The organism is Vibrio sp. 947 (assembly GCF_033339115.1).
GTDB classification, from domain to species: domain Bacteria; phylum Pseudomonadota; class Gammaproteobacteria; order Enterobacterales; family Vibrionaceae; genus Vibrio; species Vibrio alginolyticus.
Map to the genome: position 1 here is coordinate 110653 of NZ_JAWOTX010000006.1, position 23340 is coordinate 133992.

26 protein-coding genes are annotated in these 23340 nt (G+C 44.9%); 16 read left to right on the top strand and 10 right to left on the bottom strand.

All coding sequences use genetic code 11. The features are described from left to right. Nucleotides 1-6 precede the first annotated feature (6 nt). From R7Q39_RS09605 to R7Q39_RS09615, 3 genes are all read left to right on the top strand, one after another. Nucleotides 7-1731, top strand: a complete 1725-nt coding sequence (locus R7Q39_RS09605) for a putative 2-aminoethylphosphonate ABC transporter permease subunit (protein ID WP_017817335.1) — start codon at nt 7-9, stop codon at nt 1729-1731. Nucleotides 1732-1740: 9 nt separating this feature from the next. Then, a complete protein-coding gene (gene phnR / locus R7Q39_RS09610) occupies nt 1741-2445 on the top strand; it encodes a phosphonate utilization transcriptional regulator PhnR (RefSeq protein WP_318076025.1) in 705 nt (234 codons plus the stop codon). Between the two features lie 66 nt (nt 2446-2511). Next, nucleotides 2512-3417 carry an EamA family transporter gene (locus R7Q39_RS09615; RefSeq protein ID WP_318076026.1) on the top strand — a complete coding sequence of 302 codons (906 nt, stop codon included), beginning with the start codon at nt 2512-2514 and terminating at the stop codon, nt 3415-3417. Between the two features lie 68 nt (nt 3418-3485). Here R7Q39_RS09615 and R7Q39_RS09620 read toward each other — a convergent pair whose 3' ends face one another. Further along, nucleotides 3486-4037, bottom strand: a complete 552-nt coding sequence (locus tag R7Q39_RS09620; RefSeq protein ID WP_182015801.1) for an outer membrane beta-barrel protein — start codon at nt 4035-4037, stop codon at nt 3486-3488. 12 nt (nt 4038-4049) lie between these two features. Continuing rightward, nucleotides 4050-4976, bottom strand: coding sequence for a VirK/YbjX family protein (locus R7Q39_RS09625; protein WP_213893578.1), 927 nt, complete (start codon nt 4974-4976; stop codon nt 4050-4052). A gap of 413 nt (nt 4977-5389) precedes the next feature. On the opposite strand from R7Q39_RS09625, the gene R7Q39_RS09630 reads away from it, so the two are divergent. From R7Q39_RS09630 to R7Q39_RS09650, 5 genes are all read left to right on the top strand, one after another. Continuing rightward, the gene (locus tag R7Q39_RS09630) at nt 5390-5749 is read left to right on the top strand and encodes a DUF3316 domain-containing protein (protein ID WP_203345288.1); all 360 of its coding nucleotides are present in this window, start codon (nt 5390-5392) and stop codon (nt 5747-5749) included. Between the two features lie 219 nt (nt 5750-5968). Next, complete coding sequence (locus R7Q39_RS09635) at nt 5969-7369, top strand: FAD-dependent oxidoreductase (RefSeq protein ID WP_213893577.1); 1401 nt, start codon at nt 5969-5971, stop codon at nt 7367-7369. A gap of 113 nt (nt 7370-7482) precedes the next feature. Next, a complete protein-coding gene (locus R7Q39_RS09640) occupies nt 7483-8607 on the top strand; it encodes a M14-type cytosolic carboxypeptidase (protein WP_017819760.1) in 1125 nt (374 codons plus the stop codon). Nucleotides 8608-9061: 454 nt separating this feature from the next. Next, the gene (locus tag R7Q39_RS09645; RefSeq protein ID WP_104980396.1) at nt 9062-10042 is read left to right on the top strand and encodes an OmpA family protein; all 981 of its coding nucleotides are present in this window, start codon (nt 9062-9064) and stop codon (nt 10040-10042) included. Between the two features lie 200 nt (nt 10043-10242). Continuing rightward, nucleotides 10243-11112 carry a LysR substrate-binding domain-containing protein gene (locus R7Q39_RS09650; protein ID WP_213893576.1) on the top strand — a complete coding sequence of 290 codons (870 nt, stop codon included), beginning with the start codon at nt 10243-10245 and terminating at the stop codon, nt 11110-11112. A gap of 68 nt (nt 11113-11180) precedes the next feature. Here the strand turns inward: R7Q39_RS09650 and R7Q39_RS09655 are convergent, their stop codons facing one another. Further along, nucleotides 11181-12056, bottom strand: coding sequence for a LysR family transcriptional regulator (locus R7Q39_RS09655; protein WP_047102796.1), 876 nt, complete (start codon nt 12054-12056; stop codon nt 11181-11183). Nucleotides 12057-12304: 248 nt separating this feature from the next. On the opposite strand from R7Q39_RS09655, the gene R7Q39_RS09660 reads away from it, so the two are divergent. Then, complete coding sequence (locus R7Q39_RS09660; RefSeq protein ID WP_005374030.1) at nt 12305-12541, top strand: hypothetical protein; 237 nt, start codon at nt 12305-12307, stop codon at nt 12539-12541. A gap of 121 nt (nt 12542-12662) precedes the next feature. Here the strand turns inward: R7Q39_RS09660 and R7Q39_RS09665 are convergent, their stop codons facing one another. Then, nucleotides 12663-14033: an L-serine ammonia-lyase gene (locus R7Q39_RS09665; RefSeq protein ID WP_017819764.1), complete on the bottom strand. Its 1371-nt coding sequence runs from the start codon at nt 14031-14033 to the stop codon at nt 12663-12665. A 131-nt stretch (nt 14034-14164) separates the two neighbouring features. Here R7Q39_RS09665 and R7Q39_RS09670 point away from each other — a divergent pair, with 131 nt between their 5' ends. After that, complete coding sequence (locus tag R7Q39_RS09670; protein WP_318076027.1) at nt 14165-15007, top strand: YdcF family protein; 843 nt, start codon at nt 14165-14167, stop codon at nt 15005-15007. On the opposite strand, the gene R7Q39_RS09675 is transcribed toward R7Q39_RS09670, so the two are convergent. Continuing rightward, the gene (locus R7Q39_RS09675) at nt 14997-15653 is read right to left on the bottom strand and encodes a hypothetical protein (protein ID WP_005374025.1); all 657 of its coding nucleotides are present in this window, start codon (nt 15651-15653) and stop codon (nt 14997-14999) included. The genes R7Q39_RS09670 and R7Q39_RS09675 overlap by 11 nt on opposite strands. 249 nt (nt 15654-15902) lie before the next feature. Continuing rightward, nucleotides 15903-16169, bottom strand: coding sequence for a DUF333 domain-containing protein (locus R7Q39_RS09680; protein WP_005374023.1), 267 nt, complete (start codon nt 16167-16169; stop codon nt 15903-15905). Nucleotides 16170-16446: 277 nt separating this feature from the next. Here R7Q39_RS09680 and R7Q39_RS09685 point away from each other — a divergent pair, with 277 nt between their 5' ends. Beyond that, on the top strand, nt 16447-16965 hold the full coding sequence (locus R7Q39_RS09685) for an NUDIX hydrolase (RefSeq protein WP_005374021.1): 519 nt from the start codon (nt 16447-16449) through the stop codon (nt 16963-16965). A 435-nt stretch (nt 16966-17400) separates the two neighbouring features. Here the strand turns inward: R7Q39_RS09685 and R7Q39_RS09690 are convergent, their stop codons facing one another. The 4 genes from R7Q39_RS09690 to flgA all read right to left on the bottom strand — a co-directional run bounded on the left by R7Q39_RS09690 (nt 17401) and on the right by flgA (nt 19801). After that, nucleotides 17401-18147 carry a lytic transglycosylase domain-containing protein gene (locus tag R7Q39_RS09690; protein WP_031780892.1) on the bottom strand — a complete coding sequence of 249 codons (747 nt, stop codon included), beginning with the start codon at nt 18145-18147 and terminating at the stop codon, nt 17401-17403. Next, nucleotides 18128-18565 (bottom strand): flagellar export chaperone FlgN, encoded by a 438-nt coding sequence (gene flgN, locus R7Q39_RS09695; protein WP_005374018.1) that lies wholly within the window; start codon nt 18563-18565, stop codon nt 18128-18130. Before flgN ends, R7Q39_RS09690 begins: the two co-directional genes overlap by 20 nt. A 20-nt stretch (nt 18566-18585) precedes the next feature. Continuing rightward, complete coding sequence (gene flgM / locus R7Q39_RS09700; RefSeq protein ID WP_005374016.1) at nt 18586-18867, bottom strand: flagellar biosynthesis anti-sigma factor FlgM; 282 nt, start codon at nt 18865-18867, stop codon at nt 18586-18588. Between the two features lie 136 nt (nt 18868-19003). Next, on the bottom strand, nt 19004-19801 hold the full coding sequence (flgA, locus tag R7Q39_RS09705) for a flagellar basal body P-ring formation chaperone FlgA (RefSeq protein ID WP_213903195.1): 798 nt from the start codon (nt 19799-19801) through the stop codon (nt 19004-19006). A gap of 77 nt (nt 19802-19878) precedes the next feature. Here flgA and flgB point away from each other — a divergent pair, with 77 nt between their 5' ends. Genes flgB through flgF form a run of 5 tightly spaced genes read left to right on the top strand, consistent with a single transcriptional unit; the run spans nt 19879 to nt 23329 of the window. Beyond that, nucleotides 19879-20241 carry a flagellar basal body rod protein FlgB gene (gene flgB / locus R7Q39_RS09710; RefSeq protein WP_005374013.1) on the top strand — a complete coding sequence of 121 codons (363 nt, stop codon included), beginning with the start codon at nt 19879-19881 and terminating at the stop codon, nt 20239-20241. 2 nt (nt 20242-20243) lie between these two features. Continuing rightward, on the top strand, nt 20244-20678 hold the full coding sequence (gene flgC / locus R7Q39_RS09715; RefSeq protein WP_005374012.1) for a flagellar basal body rod protein FlgC: 435 nt from the start codon (nt 20244-20246) through the stop codon (nt 20676-20678). After that, nucleotides 20678-21361, top strand: a complete 684-nt coding sequence (gene flgD, locus R7Q39_RS09720; protein WP_005384410.1) for a flagellar hook assembly protein FlgD — start codon at nt 20678-20680, stop codon at nt 21359-21361. Before flgC ends, flgD begins: the two co-directional genes overlap by 1 nt. Before the next feature lie 27 nt (nt 21362-21388). Continuing rightward, nucleotides 21389-22585: a flagellar hook protein FlgE gene (gene flgE, locus R7Q39_RS09725; RefSeq protein ID WP_017635110.1), complete on the top strand. Its 1197-nt coding sequence runs from the start codon at nt 21389-21391 to the stop codon at nt 22583-22585. 12 nt (nt 22586-22597) lie between these two features. Further along, on the top strand, nt 22598-23329 hold the full coding sequence (gene flgF, locus R7Q39_RS09730; RefSeq protein WP_005374009.1) for a flagellar basal-body rod protein FlgF: 732 nt from the start codon (nt 22598-22600) through the stop codon (nt 23327-23329). Nucleotides 23330-23340: the final 11 nt, after the last annotated feature.

Here is a 23340-nt window from a genome sequence, read left to right on the forward strand (position 1 = left end):
GTAAACATGGATGCGAAGACAATGACGATGAATAGCCTGACCACACAAGACAAAGCAAAATCCCTACTCGGACGAGTCAGCCGCGACAACCTTGTGTTGTTCGGTTTGCTCGCAGGCTTGTCGACCATGATGGTGCTGTTCATCTTAATGCCGCTTTGGGCAATGTTGACCAAGAGTGTGCAAAATGCCAATGGCGAATTCGTTGGTTTGGCAAACTTTGCGACGTACTTTTCCTCTTCAAGCTTGTGGGTGTCGGTGGGAAACACCTTCACTTTGGGCGCGATTGTGACCTCGGTAGTGGGTGTGCTTGCGTTTGGCTATGCCTATGCGCTGACTCGTTCATGCATGCCGTTTAAAGGTTTGTTCCAAATCCTAGGTACTGCACCAATCCTTGCGCCTTCGTTGTTGCCGGCGATCAGTTTGATCTTCCTTTTCGGTAATCAAGGCATTGCCAAAGAGATGCTGTTAGGAAACTCGGTTTACGGCGTGATTGGTATCTCGATGGGTTTGATTTTCTGGACCTTCCCTCATGCATTAATGATCTTAACCACTTCGCTGCGTACTTCAGATGCCCGTTTGTATGAAGCAGCCCGCGCACTTAAAACTTCACCCATCAAAACCTTCTTTATGGTGACGTTACCTGCGGCGAAATACGGTTTGATCAGTACGCTTATTGTGGTTTTTACATTGGTTATCACGGACTTTGGTGTGCCGAAAGTGATTGGTGGAAGCTACAACGTTCTGGCGACTGACATCTTCAAGCAAGTTGTGGGACAACAAAACTTTGCTATGGGTGCGGTGACCAGCATTATGCTGTTATTCCCTGCGGTAATGGCATTTGGTGCAGACCGCTGGGTACAGAAAAAGCAAAAGAGCTTATTTGACACACGCTCGGTGCCTTATCAGCCAGAACCTAACAAAGCGCGCGACAGTATTTGTTTGGTTTACTGCAGCATCATTTCGATCGCAGTGTTGGCAGTACTTGGTATGGCGGTGTATGGCTCGTTAGTTACATTCTGGCCTTGGAACAAAGCGTTGACGCTAAACAACTACAACTTTGCTGAAATGAGCACTTACGGTTGGAGTCCATTTTTCAACTCGCTAACGTTGGCAGGTTGGACGGCAGTTATTGGTACAGTCATCATCTTTGTCGGCGCTTACTGCATTGACAAAGGGCGTGCGTTCGGTCCAATTCGTCAAGTGATGCAAATGCTCAGCGTGGTGCCAATGGCGGTTCCGGGTATGGTACTTGGCTTGGGTTACATCTTTTACTTCAATGACGCGAACAATCCTCTGAATGTGCTTTATGGCACCATGGCATTCTTGGTGATTAACACGGTAGTGCATTACTACACCGTGGGTCACATGACAGCCCTTACAGCGCTAAAGCAGTTACCATCGGAGATTGAAGCCACGGCGGCATCGGTGAAGCTTCCTCAATACAAGTTGTTCTTTAAAGTGACATTACCTGTGTGCTTACCTGCGATTTTGGATATTGCGACTTACTTGTTTGTTAATGCATTGACCACCACTTCTGCGGTAGTATTCCTTTACTCAACCGATACGATTCCGGCTTCGGTCTCGATTCTGAATATGGACGATGCAGGTCAAACTGGCGCTGCAGCAGCGATGGCTGTGATGATCATGATGGCTGCCGCAATTGCGAAGATTGTTCAGATGACTTTGGGTAAATTGTTAGAGAATCGCACACAAGCTTGGCGCAAAAGATAAGGACACTTCGTGCAATACGTAAAAATTAAAGATTCGATTGTTGAACAGATTGAAGCGGGCATGTTATCGCCGCGTCAAAAACTGCCAGCAGAGCGTAAGTTGGCGGAGTCGTTCGATACTACACGCGTCACTCTGCGTGAAGCTTTATCACTGCTGGAAGCAGAAGGTCGAATCTATCGCGAAGATCGCCGAGGTTGGTTTATCTCACCCGAGCCATTGCGTTACGACCCAACCCAAACTCTGAACTTCCCGAACATGGCGAAAGCGCAAAATCGCGTGCCAAAAACGGAGTTGGTCGCAGCAAAAGGAACGTTGGCAAACAAACAAGCGGCACGCTTGCTGGACTTGCAACCTTTCTCGGACGTGTATCGAGTCGACCGTGTGCGATACCTTGAAGATAGACCTGTAGGATTCGTAACAAACTATATTCGCCCAGAGCTGTTTCCGAATCTGCTGGACTATGATTTGTCAAACTCACTGACGGACATTTACCGCGAGCATTATGGCGTGACGTATCAAAAGATTCGCTACCGCATTTCAACCAGCACTTTGTTGGGTGAAATGGCTCAGGCACTGCGCGCGACAGCCGGCACGCCCGCGATGGTAGTGGAGCGCATCAACTACAACCAGCACGGTGAGTTGATTGATTGCGATATCGAGTATTGGCGACACGATGCCATCAGCATTGAATCTCTGGCGGAACTCAATCGTTAAGTGGATTTTCTCATTATCTAAGGCTCCATCTCGGGGCCTTTATTTTATTCAGACAGGAACATTGAAATGGATTTGTTGGCGATTGGTCTCGTCGTTTTCTCTGCTGTTCTCCATGCGGGGTGGAATATCCTTGGCAAAAGCAACTCTGGGTCAGGGCTCGCGTTTACCATGGCCGCCAGCTTTTCTGCATGTTTCATTCTTACCCCTTATTTGATTTGGTATTTGGCAACCATTGGCTGGACATCATTACCGAGTGAGTTTTGGGGATTGCTGTTCATTAGCGGCATTTCACAAATGGTTTATCTGGTTGGTTTGATTGTCGCTTATAAGCACGCTGATGTGGGGGTGGTTTATCCGATTGCTCGGGCACTGCCTGTGATGATGGTCGGCGCAATCAGTGTTGCATTGGGACATGAATTATCTAGTCAGCAGTGGCTTGGATTCTTACTAATTGCTCTTGGTTGTATGCTTGTACCACTGACGAATTTTCGTCAGATGACATTGGGCTCTTATTTGAACGTTGGTGTGTTCTGGGCATTGATTGCCGCAATAGGCACAACGGGTTACTCGGTAGTCGATAAAGAAGCGCTGAGTTTACTCACAGGACAAGCATCAGAGATCTTGAATGATCAGTACAGTGCAATCTTCTACTTGGGCGTGCAGTTTTGGGCAATTGGTATTCCTGCCCTTGTGTGGTGCTTAGTTACGGACAAGCCAGATGAGATTAAGACAGCGTGGCAGATCCGCAAAACAGCCAGCATGGCAGGGGTAATGATGGCATCCACCTACGGCTTGGTGTTGTTTGCGATGACCATGACCGACAACGTAAGTTTGGTGGTGGCACTAAGGCAAATCAGCATCGTGTTTGGATTGTTTATGGGGATTTGGTTTCTGTCTGAGAAATGGTATCTCACCCGAGGGCTTGGCGTTACTTCTATCGTGGCGGGGATCATTCTCGCGCTTACGTATTGACCTATATTCACGAAAAAAGGCAGCGAATGAGCCTCTCGCTGCCTTTTGTATTAACTTGTAAGCCTTGTTTAAAAACGCAGTTGCGCACCAAACATCACGCCGCTAGAGTCAAAATCGCTGTTTTTTGAGTACACATATTCTGCATTCAAACCAAAGTGTTTATAGCTCCAGCCGATACCGCCAGCCGCTTCACCTCCGACACTTGAGTGTTCGATGTTCTTGCTCTGACCGTTCACTTTATAAGTGTACTCGAGAGTGTAGAGAGTGACACCTGCCTTGCCGTACAGTTCGAAACCTGAACCCAGAGGATAGCTAGCATAGCCACTCAAGCGAGGTCCGGAGAAGCTCGTATCGGTGACTTCTGAAATCGGACTCACGAGTATCGAGCCGATACCGTCAAACGCGCCTTTATAACCTGCTTCGATACCAAAGTTATGTGTTGGCATGTAGCGGTAATATATTTCACCTAAGAACATGTCGCCTGATTCTTTGCTTGTCGGAGCATCGTAGTTCACATCGCCATAGCCAATGTTTGTACCTATGATGTGCACACTGGTTTCTGCATTGGTTGACAAAGAAAAAGCCGACAGCACTAAAGCAGTAATGAATGAATAACGCATGAACGCTTCTCCTTAGCTTTTAGCTTGCTCGCCTTTTAATATTTGTTCGAAAGTGACCTTGGTGTTGTCTAGCCATTCATAACGGCGACGATACATCGAACGCTTAGAGCGCGACATGCCTTCGATATCTCGACGGGGTGCATTTACATCAATTGAGTAAAAATGACGATTGTATTCGGTGCCGCCCAATTCTTGCCAGAGTGCATCGTAATCCGTTTTTATTCGCCCTTTGCTGTAACGTTTAGCTGCGTAAGTATGGGACTGCGTTTTCACCGCTAGAATCGTATTTACTTCCCAAATTTGTGCGAGCAAAGTGAGCAAGCTCACCATCAAGCTTTTTGGTCTCTGTCCGTAAAGCTTACGAGTTAGCTTTTTAATTTTCGCGTTGTTTTCTTCACTGCTTCGCGGTCCTTGTAAGCCGCCAATCATAATGCTGCGTCCAGATTCGATGTGACCGAGCGTAAAAGAGAGCGTGTAGAAGTTGCCATCTTCAGCGCTGTGCAGCACTAGGCTCATATCGCCTTCTTTTTGATAACGTGCTTCGTATACTAATCTCACCGAGTATAGTATTTCGTCAATTTCAAAAGAGGCTAATGTTAGGCCTTTCGAGTCTGTGTAGATTTCTTCGATTGTTTGTTTAGAAAACAGTTCTGAAATCGTTTTGTAGTGATCAACCACCAAGTTAGAACGATCGAACGCTGAGTTGTTTTTGATGATATACGGACGAAACGGCTTCTCTAAAAATCGATGCGTACGTGTACAAAGCAACTCTAACAATGACGATTCAATATTGTCTGAAAGGTGCTTAAACGCACGTTTGTAATAAAGCGCACGAAAGATGAACTTAGCTCTGTAGGTCCAAATTGGCTTGTAGACATCAGCATAATCATCTGAGTAAATGGTTTTGCTATGGTAAAAAATGGATTTGTTCGCGGTCATTTTCACTCCAGATTAACTTGTGCTCAATAGCGACAATTAAGAACCGACGGACGAGCAGCGAAGAACCCGAAAAAGGAGGAATGCAAAGCACGACTGAAAAGAGGTGGTTTTTGCTGTGTCCGACATTTGTGTGAGGTTTTGAACACTGTTCTTTTGCTGGAATTCTAAGAGAAAATTGACCTTAGGTATTGTATGGTTTGGTAAGGAAGTGTCAGGTTGAAACCCATTGTTCAAAAGGAAGAAAATGCGAATGTCGGCTGAATATGACGTTGAGTTGCTAAGTTATTGTGAAATAAGTTGAACGAAAATTGAACATTATTTGAAATTGTTTTGACGTGTTTTAGGTCTTTATACGTACCTTATAAGTATCGAGCCAATTTTGGCCCGATGTAAAGGTAAGTAAGGAGAGGTTTATGAAACGCTTAACAACTTTAGCAAGTACGATTGCTCTGATTGCTGCACCTTCTATGGCTCTTGCTGGTGGTTATCAGTGGACAAACGATACCGAAACTATCCATGGCGACGTAATGGATAGCAAACAAGCGGCTTATGAAACGGGCCGAGACATGATCCAAAGCTACCAAAATAAATCATCTGGACAACTCCGTGATGAGTTTACGAGCCTTACAACGTATGTTGATCGCCAATCGTTTTCTATCACTGACTCAAAAGTCATGGTAAATGAGTTCTTGCAAAGTGACGGGCAAGTTGTTTACCAGCCTATTCTCAATGTTCAATACGAGTACCGCATGCGTGATACCGGTAAATACTAACCAGTAAGACGGACTTGAATTATTTACCACTAATATTTTTTGCTGTTTGTTTTGGGGAGCCACGAGCTCCCCATTTTGTTTTTGTCGAAAGCGAAAATTTTCACACTCTCAGTGCAACATTTTCTATCGCTCAGCGTTAGATTTTCTTGCTCGTTGATTGTCATCATCGTTTGTAAAGTGTTTGCGGAAATGGATGTAACGCACTAACGAGGATACCCGATGACACATCATTCATATTGGTTCAAGCAGGCAATTGAAGCTGAGCAACCAGAAACGCCACAACCGTTACAGCAGAACATTAATACTGACGTTGCGATTGTTGGTGGCGGATACACCGGACTTTGGACCGCGATTATGATTAAGCAGCAATCTCCGGCAAAACAGGTGGTTGTTATCGAAAAGGGCTTATGTGGCAGTGGTGCATCGGGCGCAAACGGCGGTTGTATGCTGACTTGGTCTACCAAGTTCCCGACATTGAAACGGTTATTCGGTGAAGAACATGCTGCTTGGTTAGTAAAAGAGTCGGAACAAGCAGTGCTAGAGATTGACGACTTTTGTCAGCAGCACAACATCGATGCGCAATTATCGTTAAATGGGGTTTATTACACTGCAACCAATCCGGCTCAAACTGGGGGAATGCAGCCAGTTGTGGACGAGTTAAAGCGATTAGAAGTGAACAGTTGGCGTCGTTGCTCGGTGGAGGAACTGCGTGCCAATGCGGGATCGCCGCGCAATATAGAAGGCTTTCACTCTCCAGTTGCAGCCAGCGTTCAACCTGCTTTATTGGCGAGAGGATTAAGACGCGTCGCAATGGAGTTGGGTGTTGAAATCTATGAGAATACGCCGATGACGCGTCTAGATTATGGAAAACCTGCCACTGTCTGTACACCTAAAGGAAATGTTCAAGCGCAGCAGGTGGTATTGGCATTAAATGCATGGATGGTGGAGCAGTTTAAACAGTTCAAAAACAGTATCGTGGTGGTCTCTTCCGACATGGTGATCACCAAGCCGCTTGGTGACGCACTACCTCTATCTGGTTGGCAGGCAGGTTCTAGCGTGTTGGATTCACGTATCTTCGTCCACTATTACCGAGATACGCCAGATGGCCGTTTGATGTTGGGGAAAGGCGGCAATCAGTTTTCTTTCAATAACCAAGTTGACGCAATGTTTAACAAGCCAACACGCTACCAAGGTCTACTGCGCAAGTCGTTCGATAAGTTGTTTCCTCATTTGAGAGGGGAGGAGTTTGCTTATTCATGGACGGGGGGCTCTGATCGTTCTGCTACTGGTTTCCCTTTTTTCGGCGAGCTAGATAAACAGAGCAATATCTTTTACGGATTTGGTTATTCAGGCAATGGTGTAGCGCAGACTCGAATGGGCGGAAAAATCTTATCTTCGTTGGCATTGGGAATCGATAATGAATGGACGAAAAGCGGTTTAGCCAAAGGGCCGTTGGGGCATTTCCCGCCAGAGCCATTCCGTTGGACGGGAGCAATGATGGTACGCAACGCGGTACGTCGCAAAGAGGAAGCAGAAGATAACGAGCAGACGCCATTCATCTGGGATAAGTGGCTAGCAAAACTCGCGGGACCAGCAGGCAAAGCGGATAAGCTTGACTAAACTGAAGACTTTAGCCACAAACGAGACAGTTTGCAGTGAAAGTCATTGGGGCGCGATGAAGCCTTGTGTTAGCCTCTGTCTTTCAAGCTCAGATTTAAAAGGTGAGTCATAAAATGAAAGTATTCAGCAACTTCGATAGCGGCAGCATTCACGTAGTGAAAGCGGACGACAAAAACGACATCCAACTCAAAATTCCTAACGACAATATGTCGGAATTCTACCAGTGGTTCCACTTCCGTCTTGAGACAGAAGCCGAGCAATCACACACCATCAAATTGCTTGATTTGGCTAAATCGGCTTATCCAGAAGGATGGCAAGGTTACGATGTGGTTGCGTCTTACGATCGTGAAGAATGGTTCCGAGTACCGGCAGAGTTCGATGGCGACACGCTGACTTTCACTGTAATCCCTGAGCGCAGCTCAATTTACTTCGCGTACTTTGCGCCATACACGTACGATCGTCATTTAGACTTGTTACACATGGCACAAAGCGCGCACCACTGCCAACTTGAAACACTAGGCCACACATTAGACGGCAACGACATGAGCTTGCTTACTTTCGGTGAGCCAGAAGAAGGTAAAAAGAAAATCTGGATGATTGCACGTCAGCACCCAGGTGAGACGATGGCAGAATGGTTCATGGAAGGTATGATCCAACGTCTGTTAGATGAAAACGACACGGTTGCGCGTGCATTGCTTGAAAAAGCGGTGCTTTACGTCGTACCAAACATGAACCCAGACGGTGGTATTCGCGGTCACTTGCGTACCAACGCAGTAGGTGTAAACCTAAATCGTGAATGGCAAACGCCATCAATGGAAAAGAGCCCAGAAGTCTACCTTGTGCGTCAGCGCATGCTGGAAACGGGTGTTGACATGTTTTTAGATATTCATGGCGATGAAGCGATTCCGTATAACTTCGTCGCTGGCTCAGAAGGTATTCCTTCTTACGATGAAAATCTTGCCGCTTTAGAGACATCATTTAAGCAAGCGTTACTGACTATTACGCCAGAGTTCCAAGATGAGATTGGTTACGATAAAGATGAGCCTGGTAAAGCGAATTTGACTGTGGGTTCAAATTGGGTTGCAGAGCAGTTCAAATGCTTGTCTTACACAATCGAAATGCCATTTAAAGATAACAACAATCACCCAGATCCACTTTACGGTTGGTCTCCTGAGCGTAGTGTCTTGTTTGGGCAAGATGTATTAGCTGCAACGTTAACCGTAGCGGATAAAATTTAGCGCGACGAGTTAACGCTTTTTCATTATTTCGAAAACAGCTCATTTAAATGAGCTGTTTTTTTGTGCTCTCCACATCCATGCTCCCCTGTAAAAATTTGTTGCCATTCACAAGCTTAAATGATGATTCTTAAATTTGAGAAAGTGGCTTTTTATGGTGATTTGCGTCACAGAAAGTTGGCTTCTTTGTGATATTCTCCGCAACGAATTGACTATGGCTAAACCAACGCAACGAACTTTATTTTTCGGTTGGGTATGCGGATGAAGCTCATGAATAGATGGTCTTGAGGTTACCTTTTTCCGTTTTACGTCATTGGCGTTTGAATATCATTTTTGATTCTTTCCTACGCTATTTAGCTATTTCTATTCGAAGAAAAGAGAAAGTTACGGCTTCATATTTTACGGCAGTATGCTGCCGCGATGTGTTGCTTTGTGTACAAGAAAAAGGAAAAGAATAATGAAAAAAATCGCTATAGCAGTGGCTACTGTACTTGCTGGTGGTGTGATCTCAAACGTTGCACTTGCTGACACTTACATGGGCGGTAAAGTAGGTTACAACTCTCTAAACGATGCGTGTTACCTAAACGAACCTTGTGACGACGACAGTTTTGCAGCATCTATGCACTTAGGCTACAGCTTCAACAAGTACGTTGCGGCAGAGTATGGTGTTGATTACCTTGGTGACTTCACTGCAAACTTCAAAAAGCCTGGCCTAAACACCGTTGATGGTGATCTTTGGGCATTGACGCTTGCTCCTAAATTTAACCTACCACTAACGGATTCTTGGAATCTATTCGCGAAAGTTGGTGCTGCATACATGATGGCTGGTGACGAGAAAGATTTCGTACCAACTGGCTCTCTGGGTGCTGAATACCAAATCAACTACAACTGGAGCCTACGTGCTGAATACCAACGCTACCAAGATATGTCTGATGATGTAATTGAAGACATGGATTCAGATTTCTTCGGTATCGGTTTCAACTACAAGTTTGGTTCTGAGCCAGTCGTTCAAGAAAAAGCCGTTGAAGAGGCGGTAGAAGCACGTCCTGCAACACGCATTGTAGATCACGTTTACCCTGCTCAAACAACAGCGACAGTACAATTCGACTTAGAAAGTGCAGAAGTGAAAGACGCGTCGAACCTTTCTGGTACCGTTGATTTGATGAATACTTACCCACAAGCTCAAGTTGAGATCACGGGTTACAGCGATACGACAGGTTCTGCTGCTTACAACAAGCAACTCACAGAAAAACGTGCGAAAGCCGTTGCTGACGAGTTCCAAGCAAAAGGTATTGCGGCTGAGCGTATGACAGTGAAAGGCATGGGTGAAGCTAACCCAGTGGCAAGCAACGAGACACGTCAAGGTCGTCAAATGAACCGTCGTGTTGAAGTGGTTGTTCCTGCGTTTGAATACCAAACAACTGAAAAAGCAGAATAATTCCTGCTTAAGATAAAGTTCCAAAAGCCAGCGTGTATCACGCTGGCTTTTTTGATCCCGCTTAACTAACTCAGTAGTTGTGTAGAAACATAGTTATATCGGGACGCTTTGACATATGCTCAACATACGTAAACTCAGCACCTTCATCAATTTGTCATCACCAGTTCATAGCATGACAGCTAAATGTCTGGGAGAATGATATGCAAAGTTTACCGCCGCTCAATTTGCTCCGAGCTTTTGAAGCCACGGCGCGACTACAGAGTTTTACAAAAGCCGCAGAGGAGCTAAATGTGACTCGTGCGGCCGTAAGCCAACAGGTGAAATCGCTAGAGTCACAGCTCAATGCGACGTTATTCGAGCGCAAGGGCACGCACCTTACGCTGACCTGCTCAGCACAAGAATACTGGCCTGTGGTTAATCATGTGCTTCAAACATTATCGACCACGACGCAGCATTTATTTACTCGTCCCAAGAATACGCAAGTTAACTTACATGTCGCTCACAGCTTTTGCTCTCAGTGGTTAATGCCAAGGTTGGCTGATTTTCAGCGACAATTCCCAGACATTTCCTTTAAAATCTCGACCACTGCTAATACGGTTCCAAACGCCAGTGCGATTGCGGATATCGAAATTATTAACGGAGATGGAGATTGGCAAGAGCAAGAAGCCATACGATTAACCCAAGAAAACTGGATTGTTGTCGCAAGCCCCGGCTTTATGCATTTAAACCCGATAAATGACCTCTCGCAGTTAGCTAAAGCGCCTAAAATCTGTACTAGCGGTTATCATGAATCTTGGCAAGAGTGGCTTTCACACCAAGGTTACCAAGGGAAGGTGAGCAAAGTCGTCGCCGAGTTTGAACACTCATTGCTTGCTATTCATGCTGCGATTAATCAACTTGGCGTGTTGCTGGTAAGAGACTTTCTTGTTGAGGATGAGCTGCAACAGGGCGTATTAGTCCAGGCTGGAAATTGGCATATGCCAAGTTCTGGTGCACATTATATGGTGGTTCGAGTATCCGAAAAATCACACGTAAACACCTTTGCTCAATGGTTAATACAGAGTCTTTAATGTTCGTTCAGCGAGTAAGTAGAGCGCATGTGTGGTTTGGCTATTATTAGCAGTAGCAAGTCATCAGTCTAGGACTGAGCGACATGCTTAATGACATCTAATAACCACTGATTTACCGGAGCTTGCTGTTGAGAGCGACGACAGCTCATCACGTAGCGAACATCAAGCTCTAGCCCAGCAGGAAGCGCGATACTCCGGCAACCCTTAGGAACATGTCCACTCATCGTTATGCCAAAATGATTCGTTTGCAGAAGCACTTTTTGAATCATCGCTGGGTGCTCAATTTCCACTTTAGGTGTGGTTCTAAAACCCATATGTTTGAGCCTTTCCAACACAGGGTATCGGTAGTCGTTCCATCCCGGCGTTTTAAAAAGTATAAAAGGGTATTCTTCTAGCTCTTGGGAGTTTTGAGCGGGATGATCTTGTCGAACAAAAAATACCGCTTTTCCTCGCCCCAGTTCGGTCTGAACAATTGACTGTGGCAGATCTTCATCAAAGTAATGAATCGCAATGGCGTTTTCACCGTCAATTAATCGTTTTTTTGCTTCGCTACCCCAGCGCAAACATGAGAATTTTGCTTCTGGAGCGTGCTTTAGTAACTCCAAGTAAAACTTGTCACCGAAGTACTCCCAAAACAATGTGTTGGCATAAATAGTGATTGAGCCGTCAAAATGAGCTGGTGAAAAATGCTGTGGTTTGATGGAATCAATACTGTTGATTATTTGCTCAAAATGCGCAATATTCGCTTCCACAAAAGCTGTTGGTTCAAAGCCATTTTTGGTCTGAACGAATAGCGGATCATTGAGCTGAGTTTTCATCTTTGTCAGATTTTTGCTGATTGCTCCTGACGTTTTACCGAGTGATTCTGCGACTAACCGGACGTTACGTAACTCATACATCCGTTTTAATACCAAAATATTTTGAATATCCAGATTAACGCTCATACATTGTCTCGCTTGGCTTTTGTCGACAAATCATATCGCTGAATTTCTTAAGAAAAGACAACGCTCGGTCAATTTAAGTTGCTGCCTTATCCCTGATTTATTGAAGGTAACGATAAGTTATTCTTGGTTACATCAGTTTATTAGCATGGATTTCCATTTGGTAAATAATGGCTTTCCTCGTATGAGCGCGTTTCTGTTGTTACAGTTTTTCCACCGAAAGAAAGTAAGAACGATAATAGAGGTGATGTATGAAAAAACTAATCGCACTTGTTTTGATGGTTTGCTCAACAAACGTAGCATTTGCTGGCGATGGGTCATACACGGGCACGATTGATATGACGATGGCAACGAAAAATCAGGTTGACGTAGAGCGTGCAGATTCTCAATTGACGCTGAAGGGTCGCAATGAAATGGCCTATGGCGGTGTAACAATCCATTCGGATGCTGCAACTCAAAAAATTGAACTCCGTGGTCGACGTGATTAATCGAATAGTTTCTTGTTAAGAAAATGCCGCGAAGAACGCGGCATTTCTATATGTAATATCATCAGATCATAATTACCAGATAAGCGTATGGTGAGAAGCTAAGCGCAATGACCACTTGCCATTATTCGCATGGCGGTGCCATATGAATGACAGCTAAGCCCCCCAAAGAGGTTTCACGGTATTTTTTATTCATATCTTTACCAGTCTGATACATGGTTTCGATAACTTTATCTAACGAAATTAAGCATTTACTTGTGCGCTTTAATGCCATACGCGATGCATTAATCGCTTTCATTGCTCCCATGGCATTTCTTTCAATACAAGGTACTTGAACCAAGCCGCCAATCGGGTCACAAGTCATACCCAATGAATGCTCCATCGCAATTTCCGCAGCAATACAAATCTGCTCGTTACTGCCCCCTCTTAGCGCTGTTAAGCCAGCGGCAGCCATGGATGAAGAAACCCCAACTTCTCCCTGACACCCCACTTCTGCACCAGAAATTGACGCGTTAGTTTTATATAAGATGCCGATAGCGCCGGCGACTGCGAGAAAGTCTTTTAGCTGTTTAACATCGAGCTCTTTGATGAAGCGATGGTAGTACATCAATACCGCCGGAATCACCCCTGCTGCACCATTCGTTGGAGAAGTGACGACTTGCCCTCCTGCTGCATTTTCTTCACTAACCGCAAAGGCAAAGAGATTGATCCAATCCATGATCTCCATCGGATCGTTTTCAACTGCAGCGTTGGCTTCGAGCTTTTTCAAAAGGTTTGGTGCTCGACGAGTGACATTTAGACCACCTTCCAAAATCCCTTCCGTATCGAAGCCACGTTGCATGCAGAGCGACATCACTTTCCAAATTTGCTCTGCTCTTTGGTTAATTTCTTCGTCTGAGCGAAATGCGAGTTCGTTTTGGAGGATCATGCCTCCCAAGCTGAAACCGTTCGTCTCGGCTTTTTCCAGCATCTCATCTGCGGATGTAAACGGAAATGGTACTGCGACCTCATCTTGTTGCGTGCCGTTCTCTAGTTCGTCGGCGGTGGCGATGAATCCGCCCCCAATGGAGTAATAAATTTCAAACGCTACTTGATCTCCAGCAGCGTCTAATGCCGTAATCGTCATGCCATTTTCATGCAGGGGAAGGTTGTCGCTATGAAAGACGATGTCATGGTCGTAGCTAAACTCAATCTGGTGTGTACCGGCGAGCATGAGCGTATTATTGTCTATGGTATTTTGTAGCGCACTTTTGGCACTGCTCATTTTGATGGTATCAGGTTTATTTCCCATCAAACCAAGGACCGTGGCTCGGTCTGTATGGTGCCCTCGACCTGTCAGTGACAATGAGCCATAAAGGTCCACTTGCACCCGATGCACTTTCGCCATAGAGTCGCTAACTAGCTGAGTGAAATGGAATCCGGCAAGCATAGGACCATTAGTGTGGGAGCTGGATGGCCCGACACCAATTTTAAATATATCGAAAATCGACAGCATAATTGACTTCCTTTAGCAGTGAACCTTTATAAAGGTCTCTAGAACAGTGTTGTTAACTAGATGTTAAAGCTTGTGGGTCGGGAGTGAAAGAAGATTTTTGTAACACTGCCAACTAAGCGCGAGATTTTAAAATGAAGTTAGACAACATCGTCATCGTTTTAGGTAAACGCCTCGTCAATAACAGGTTGACCTCTGAGGGCATAACCAGAGTCGAAGTTTTGTCTTGTAGGACTGCATCACTACCGACAGAGCGAACGGCGATTATTTTTTGTGGCGGAGTAACGCAAGGACAAAGTGTTTCTGAAGCAGAGGCGATGTACGCGTATTTTAGAACCCTAAACGCAGACTCTGTGAATCCGTTCCCTGAACGTCATATACTCTTAGAAACGGAGTCGTTGAACACGTTTCAAAACATGCGTTATGTTTCCCAAGTTTTGTGCAAAAGTGGGTTGTTCGAGTTATGGTCGGGGCATCTGGTTGAGGTTATCTTGCTATCTAATGACTACCACCTCGAACGAATCATTGATATCCAGAATTTGATGGATGAGCAAGGCTTATTACGAGTACTTAAATCCGATTGCGAATCCATGGGGGTGACTCTCAATATTCCACTGGATATCAGCAAACATATTAGCGTGCCATACCCACATAAAGGGCTTATGGCGGAGACATTCTTGCTACTCGATGAACTCACAACCTACCGAGTTTATTTAGAAGGGGTCAAGCATGGCGCATTTTTCCGAGATTTATCAATTGTCCGAAAAAAGCCACTTTTGATCGCAAGAGATGCTATTCACAAATTGCTCTCTTTACCGCTCGATAAAGAGGCTTTGCAACATATTGAAGAAATGAAAAAGGCCGTCGAAATGACGGCCTTGGATGAATCTGTAGGTGCTGCGGAAAAGGCATTAAGTATCTTCCATCCGATACTGACTGCATTGAACCGTCGCTTTGATCCTGAGTCTATTCATTAAGCTCGCGTTTTGTGCGGACGGCGCTTAATGCTATCAAACAGTAGCAAAGCAGTTCTATACCTTCTTCTGAGATATTTTTAACATCACGGATGTAATTTTCGTCCATCACTTGTTGCCAAAAACTACCCATACCATACAAACGAGAGAAGACTAATAATAGCATTACAGCACCAACTAATAGCTTCATATGTGGCACCGTTAAAATGGTCGCCATTTCGTTCATGGTACCTTTACCACCTTGGTAAGCTTTGGCGCAAGCCAGTGCGGTGACAGCAAGTGCTGGGAAAACCCAAGAGCCATGATGAATCATGTCTGTCCAATAGTCCGTTTCGCGAATAATCAGTACTGCAAAAAATCCTGCAATCAAAATAGCCGCATGCTTTAGCTGAGGCTGTTGTTTCGATAAGCTGAAAAACGACCATGATGCAATAGCAAGCATCACAAGCTGGAGCGTTTCTGTAACGGAAAGCTCGCCAAGGCTTGATCCCAACACGACATAATCAAGACGAAGACTAAGGTTAACGAGAATACTTATAGCGACAATCATCAAGGCGTTTAAACTCGATTTATAAATAATGCGCTTTGATTTTTCAGTAACAACGTTGCTTGGGGCTGACTCGGCTTCTTTTACTATTTGTGTTTTCATCTTGCTCACCTGTCCCAGAAAATGTGGAAGAAATGTGAATTAGTGTGATCTGTGTTTGGAATTTTATTGTCCAAGTGGAAAGTTATGTCAGGGGAATGTCAAGAATAGAACACTGTTCGATATAGGGTCGATGTGCGGTAAAGTCAGAGATATGTAAAAACAACGTAAGAACACTTTGATAAATCAAATAAAAAAGGAGCCCAAAAGCTCCTAAGTGATAGAGGGAAGGTGACGTATCGATAAAAATAATTAGTAGTTGTCACCCTCATTTTCTTTGTGATTCTCGCGATAGTATTCCCATTGCTCGACGCGTTCATTGTCCGACAGCACACAGTAAGTGACACGTTCGCCGTTTTCCGACACGGTATCCAGCTCACCACCTTGCTGAACACAGTATACGGCTGCGGGATTTGCAACGGAGGTATACTCAGTTGATCGGGTCGCTCCCTCGTAAGTTGAACAACCAGCCAGTACCAATGTTGCAGCCATAGCCATCATTAAATTTGTCTTTTTCATTCTTTATCTCCGCATGGGGTGGGCGAGTATTGTATTGATTATAGGCAACTTTAAGAGATTATTGTCTTATCGATGTTAAAAGTAAGAGGGACGTATAAGAATTTAGATATTCTCATTTATTGCTGATTAGCACGTCACACTTCTGTTCTTGGCGTATTGTTGTGAAGGTCATATCAATCACTTCCTGACAAGCGCTCGAACGTACCTGGCCTACAACAATGATTTAAAGTGTGAAATTCGGTAATATGCGCACAAAACATTGACCGTGGTATTTTCGATGAGACATTTAAAATCGACCGTTCATCCAGACATAGAGCATTTGGATGACAAAATTGTTTTTCAGCGCAATGCAGCGCGAGCCATTGTACTTGATGGTGAAGATGTGCTGTTGCTCTATACAGAACGTTACCATGACTACACGCTACCAGGCGGTGGTATTGATGATGGTGAAGATGTCATTGCTGGATTAGTCCGTGAATTAGAGGAAGAAACGGGCGCCCAAAATATACATGGTATTAAGCCTTTCGGAATCTTTGAGGAGTTTCGTCCGTGGTACAAGGATGACGCTGACGTGATGCACATGGTGTCGTATTGTTATACATGTAAAATCGAACGTGAGCTAGGCGAAACGGCGTATGAAGATTACGAAGTTAAAAATGGAATGCGCCCGGTATGGATGAACATACACGAAGCAATTGCACACAATGAAAAAACGATGGCAGAAAGCCCGAAAAAAGGCATGAGCATTGAGCGCGAAACGTTTTTACTTCAGTTGATTTCTAAAGAATTACTATAAACAGCTAGTTTGCATCATTACGACTTAGCTTCTGTTGGCTCTATTGTGGGCAAAGATTTTAGAGCAATAAAAAAGTCCGGACTCCCCCCCGGAACCCGGACTTATTCCAGACGCGCAAGCGAAGCGTCATCTTGATATGTTAGATTTGTTTCGAACTATGAAAACAATAGCTGTTTTACATTTAGTGTGTAAATAATTATTAGGTCTGACCATTGGTTTTCATGTTTTTTTGCAAACGCAATGTGACGCATATCTACCCAATTGCCAAGCGCAATTGGGGTGCTTTTTAGTAAACCACTACTCTTTCTTATCTTTGAGATACCTTACCTCAACTTTTTTGCACACGTTTGCATAGAGATCACGAGTTTTCAAATTCGCCGAACAGGATCTTGTGATTTTACGTTTCTCTGACATTGAGCTCTGTCGTAGCTTTTATCACAAATTAACTAGCGGAGGCAGTCGGCTAAAGTCGACCAGCGGTTGTGAAATCATAGGAGCGTCTGGAGCAAATAAGAGTAAAGGTTGAAATGATGAGGATTGTAACTGACCGATATCTATCAACTTTTCCAATGCATAGAAGCGGCTGACATATTGGCGAGTCTCGTTAGGCAGCGTGAGTTGTTGGAAATCTCGACTTCCTGCTCGCTGAATAGCACGTGCAACACGTCCTTCTCCGGCATTGTATGCAGCTAAAGTGAGAGCCATATTTTGATCGAATTTGTTGTATAAAAACGCCAGGTACTTGAGCGCGGCCGTTGTGCTAGCTTCTGTGTCAAAGCGATCGTCTTGTTTTGTATTTATCGTTAATCCGAATCGTTTCGCTGTGGCTGGTATCAGTTGCCAAAGTCCGGCGGCGTTAGCATGAGAAACGGCTTTGGGATTGTAAGAAGACTCTAACATTGGCACTAAGGCTAGGCTATTTGGTAATGAGTGGTTTTGAAGCTGTTTGAAAATGTGGTTAATTACCGGTTTGGATGAATCGAGACGCTTGGCAATTTGTGGCTTGTATGGGGCTAATACTTGATACTGCGTTTGAATATCGGCAGCATTTGGTTTTGCCTGGCATGTGATTGGAAGGTAGGACAGAAAGGCAATAAAAATAAAAAGGCCTACAGTACTCAGCCGAGATGGCGACTGAATCTGTAGGCAAGACGAACATCGTTTAGAACGATTTATCTTCATAAGTGTGTTGCACAGGTTGTTTGAGTTGACTGACCAACTCATGGAACGCCGCAGAGCTGTGGCCATTGCTCTGATTGTATTGTTGGCACTGACTTACCAACGTTTCCAATAGCGCCCATTGTTTTCTAGCTTGCATACCTATTTGGGCAGGCAAAGCATTGAAAATTCGTTTTACGCTGGCGTCATTACACGCTAACCCCAGCGCTCGCATACACTGGCTTCTGTCATTGGCGGAGCGGCTGAGTTTATTGAGTATCGGCATTTGTTTCTGAACATTGTCGTTCAGTGCCTCTCCATCAAACTTTAAGTACAATACCTTTTGCTGCTGCAGCAAAGGAAGCAGTTGTTGATAAAGCTTAATATCCTCAGATATAGAGCGAACAAATTGTTGAATTCGCTGCGATACTGCGCTTGCCATGATGTCTTCCTAGCGTTTTATTACTCGTGACCTGTATGGAACTGCATGATTGCCTTGGATAGCACTTTTGTATCTAGGCTAAGTTCACCACGCGCTAATGCGTTGCGTACTTGTTCTACTTTTTCCATATCAACATCAGGTAGTGATGCCATTTCAGCTTGAGCGCGATCTATCGCTACGGTATTCGCTTGAAATGCAGGCTCGTGTACTTTGCTCTGTTCGACGACGTCGACAGGCTGTTTGCTTGCTTGCTGTAATTTTGTTTGTGGGACATGACCGCCCGCGACTTTGTCGATTTTCATGCTGTGGTCCTCATCATCATGTTCTAAATTAAGTAGGCGGTTAGAATGTGATAAACATTAAATATTTTTTTTGTACTCGAAGTTCAGTGTTACTGACGAGAGCCAAAATTAAAAAATGTTACCCCGAGTCAAAAAATCAAAATTGAGTATGAACCTGGTTTAATCCAGTTACGACTGCTCTTATGACCTTGCCCGAACTTGGGTTTTCCACGTCAATTTGTTGCCCTTTCGCTCCATCTTCTAAGGCGACTCCTTTTGTGCTGGCACTAAATCCATTTTTGCTCGCAATGACTATGACTTCATTGCCTTTCTCGATTAGAGGTGGGGCCGACAAATTGGATGGATTAACCACTTGTCCAGCCCGCAAACGACGAGAGGTTTCTAAGCCTACTGCTTGCTCGGGGCGAGTATAAAAATCGTCTTGGCGAGAGATGGTTCGGGTTTCAAGCTTTATGTGTTTAGCCGTTACGACTTCATTTCGGCCAACCGTGGTTGTCGCGACCAAAACAGGCAGAGTCAGCGAAGACTTTATCGTAACGTTAATTCGCCATGGTGATGCGATATTGTCGCAGCTGACTGAGCGCTTGAGGTTACCGACTGGCAACGTGTTGTTGTCACGACCTGTGATAACTAAAGGAGATTCACATTCTGGCAAGTGATTGGCGGAACCGGGCACCCACATGTCGAAGTCTAGTTTGTACTCCCCCCACTGATTGGAGAGCGCTACGCGATCCACCTCTTGTTCGAAATCCGTTGCTACAACGGACCTTATCTCTTCAACGCTTAGGGTTTTGTCATTGGTGTTGGCGAATGCTTGTTCTGATGTCAAAGCGAGTAACGTCAGCATTATTGTTGAGGAAGTAGACACTTTCCTCTTGTTTTTAATGCTTTCCGAGAGCCGGAAGTTTGGCTTCCATCCTTGTTTGTAAGTCATTGATATATATAGCTATTTTTTATGGCACGTATCTTGTTTGTATGTTGGCGTATTCGAGCCAACTGTAAGGAAGATGCATGGCGATCACATTTGAAAATGCTTTAGGAGTACATCCAGAGGCACTTAATTTTCGCGTTCAGCGTACCAAAGTCCTCGCCAGTAACCTAGCAAATGTTGACACCCCTGGGTATTTGGCGAAAGACCTAAGTTTCACCACCGTAATGAACCAAGTAACGGCAGGTGGTGTGAACAAACCGGTGCCAAAGTTCCAGGTTCAGGCCCAATACTCGGTGCCTTACCAGAATAGCAAAAATGGCAACACCGTAGAGCTTGGTGTTGAACAAGCAAAATTCACGCAAAACAACATGGACTTTCAAACTAGCCTGACGTTTCTCAACATGAAATTTAATGGCTTAGCGAAAGCGATTGAGGGACGTTAATTATGTCATTCACTGATATTTACTCGATCACTGGTTCCGCGATGACAGCACAAACTGTGCGTCTGAATACGGTAGCCAGTAACTTAGCAAACGCAGATGCAGTATCTGCAAATCCAGAAGATGCTTATAAAGCGCTTAAGCCAGTATTTGCGACTGTGTACCAAAAAACGCAAATGACAACAGAAAATGGAGCTTATCCCAATGCAGAAGTTCGCATTGTTGACGTTGTTAAAAATGCTGGAGATGCAGAGAAGCGTTTTGAGCCGAACAACCCACTGGCTAATGATGAAGGCTATGTGTTTTACCCCGATATTGATGTAGTTGCTGAAATGGCAGACATGATGTCCGCAACACGCAGCTTCGAAACGAATGTTGAAGTATTAGCCAATGTAAAAAGTATGCAGCAAGGTCTGCTTAGATTAGGGCAGGGTAGCTAATGAGTATTGCACAATACACCCCTTTATCGTCTGACGCTCCAGTAAATACAAAAGCAAAAGACAGCAACGGTATCTCACCAAACCCTAAAGACATGAACAGTGCTTCTTCATTGGAGAATGAGTTTATTTCTTTGATGGTGGCTCAAATTCAAAACCAAGACCCACTTAATCCCCTTGATGGTACGGAATACGTTGGTCAATTGGCTCAGTTCTCGCAGGTACAAAGTACCGAGAATATGTCTAAGACAATGCAACAGAGCATGGTGTTACTGGACAACATGCAAGTGCTGTCAACAGCGGGCCTTGTTGGGCAAACGGTTTACGTCAACGCGGATGAATTTCAGCTTGGTGAAGACGTACAAAACGGAAAAATCGAACTCGCTCATAGCTCAAACCAAGTCACGTTAGTTGTTAAAGATGAATTTGGTCAATCAACTAAAGTGCCACTAGGTGCTCACGGCAAAGGTGACGTCGACTTTTCAATTAATCCTGAAGAACTTGGTCTTAAACCAGGCAAATACTCAGTGGCCGTAGAAGTGCAAGAAGGGCAAGCAAGTCCAAATGTGCTGATGGCAGGCACTGTTGAGCAAGTGCGCATTCCTAATACCGGTGGCGCAGCATTAGTCAATGTCCATGGCGTTGGCAACGTTCCTTTCTATCAAATCACTCAGTTTGGTGCTTAACCAAATACGGAAATCAGAGGTCTATTTATGAGTTTTAACATCGCACTAAGTGGTCTGGACGCGACCAACACAGAGCTAAACACAATCAGTCACAACATTGCCAACGCATCAACGTATGGTTTTAAAGGTGGCCGCACAGAATTCTCCGCTGTATATAACGGCATGCAACCTGGTGGTGTGGAAGTCGCGTCAATTTCACAGAACTTCGACAAAGACGGCAGTATCACAGGAACTGGCCGTGCGATGGACCTAGCTATTAATGGCGGTGGCTTTTTTGTTACTAAAGATAATATGGGCCAAATGTTGTACACACGTTCAGGTGTGTTCTCAACGGATAAGAACAACTTTGTTACGGCTAACAGCGGTGCAAAGCTTCAAGGTTACAGTGTCGATAGCAACAACAACCTAATGACAGGTTCTGTGGGTAATATTCAGGTATCGACTTCCTCACTGAATGCTAAAGCAACAGATAGCTTAGATTTTGTTGCGAACTTCGACGCAAGCGCGTCTGTTATTGATAAAGCCGTAACGCCATTCAATCCAAAAGATCCAAGCTCATTTAACTCGTCTTACACAACAAAAGTTTACGACTCATTGGGTAACTCGCACACGGTAACTCAGTACTTTACTAAGACTGCTTCTAACTCGTGGGAAGTGAACGTTCAAGTAGATGGCGGTACAACGCCAGTAGCAACTGTGCCTGTAACGTTTGGTAAAGACGGCTCGCTTTCAACACCGACTGCGCCGTTTAATGTTTCATTCCCTGCAGCAGGCGCGAACGCGATGAGTGTAGATATTAACCTGAAAGGCAGCACACAATTTGGTGCAGCTTTTGGCGTAAGTACTAATAGCCCTAACGGTTACACGTCAGGTGAACTTGCAGGTGTACGCGTTGAAGGTAACGGCATGGTTTACGCGACTTACACTAACGGCCAATCACAGCTACAAGGTCAGGTTGTTCTTGCTGATTTTGCAAACACACAAGGCTTAGCGAAAGTGAGTGGAACATCATGGACTCAAAGCTTTAGCTCAGGTGCTCCAATTATGGGTGTTCCGGGGTCAGGTACGATGGGTGACCTAACTCCGGGTGCATTAGAAGGTTCTAACGTTGACTTAACCAGCGAGCTTGTTGCTCTAATGACTGCACAACGCAACTACCAAGCAAACGCAAAGACAATTTCTACCAGCGACAAGCTTACTCAAGCTTTGTTTAACGCGGTGTAATGGGAGTTTTGCATGGATAGTTTGTTATTTACGGCAACGTCGGGTGCCAGCCGAGTTCTTAAAGCGCAGCACGTTCGTTCAAACAACTTATCAAATGCTGATACTGCGGGTTTTCGAGCGGATATGGAGCGTGTGCGTAGTGTAGAGATGCAAGGCCCTGGTTTTGATGGTCGCACTATGGTTGTGACCAACTCTGCTTCAACACGTTTCGACGCTGGCGATATTGTGAAAACAGGACGTCCGTTGGACGTTGCGGTTATGGGTGAGGGGTATCTCTCTGTAGAAACCCCAGCGGGTAACGAAGCTTACACCCGTGCAGGCAATATTCAGGTCGATACTTTTGGCGCTCTAACAATCAATGGGTTCCCTGTCCTCGGTGACAATGGTCCTTTGGTTGTGCCGGATTATCAAAAGATTGAAATCAGCGAGCGTGGTCAAGTCTCAGTGATCCCACCAGGTGGCGGCGCAGAAATTGTGGCAGGCACTTTGAAGTTGGTTAAACCGGAAATTAATCAACTGCAAAAAGAGAGCGATAGCTTGCTGCACAGCGTAGATGGCGTGCCATTCGCGGCAGATGAAACCGTGCAACTCTCTCCTGAGCACATTGAGGGCAGTAACGTATCTGCTATTGATGAATTGGTTAGTGTGATGTCGCTGACGCGCAACTTTGAAATGCAAGTTCGCATGATGAAAACGGCGGAAACTCTAGCAAAAGCTGGTAACAAATTAATGGCGGCGAGCTAAGTCTCGCCCCG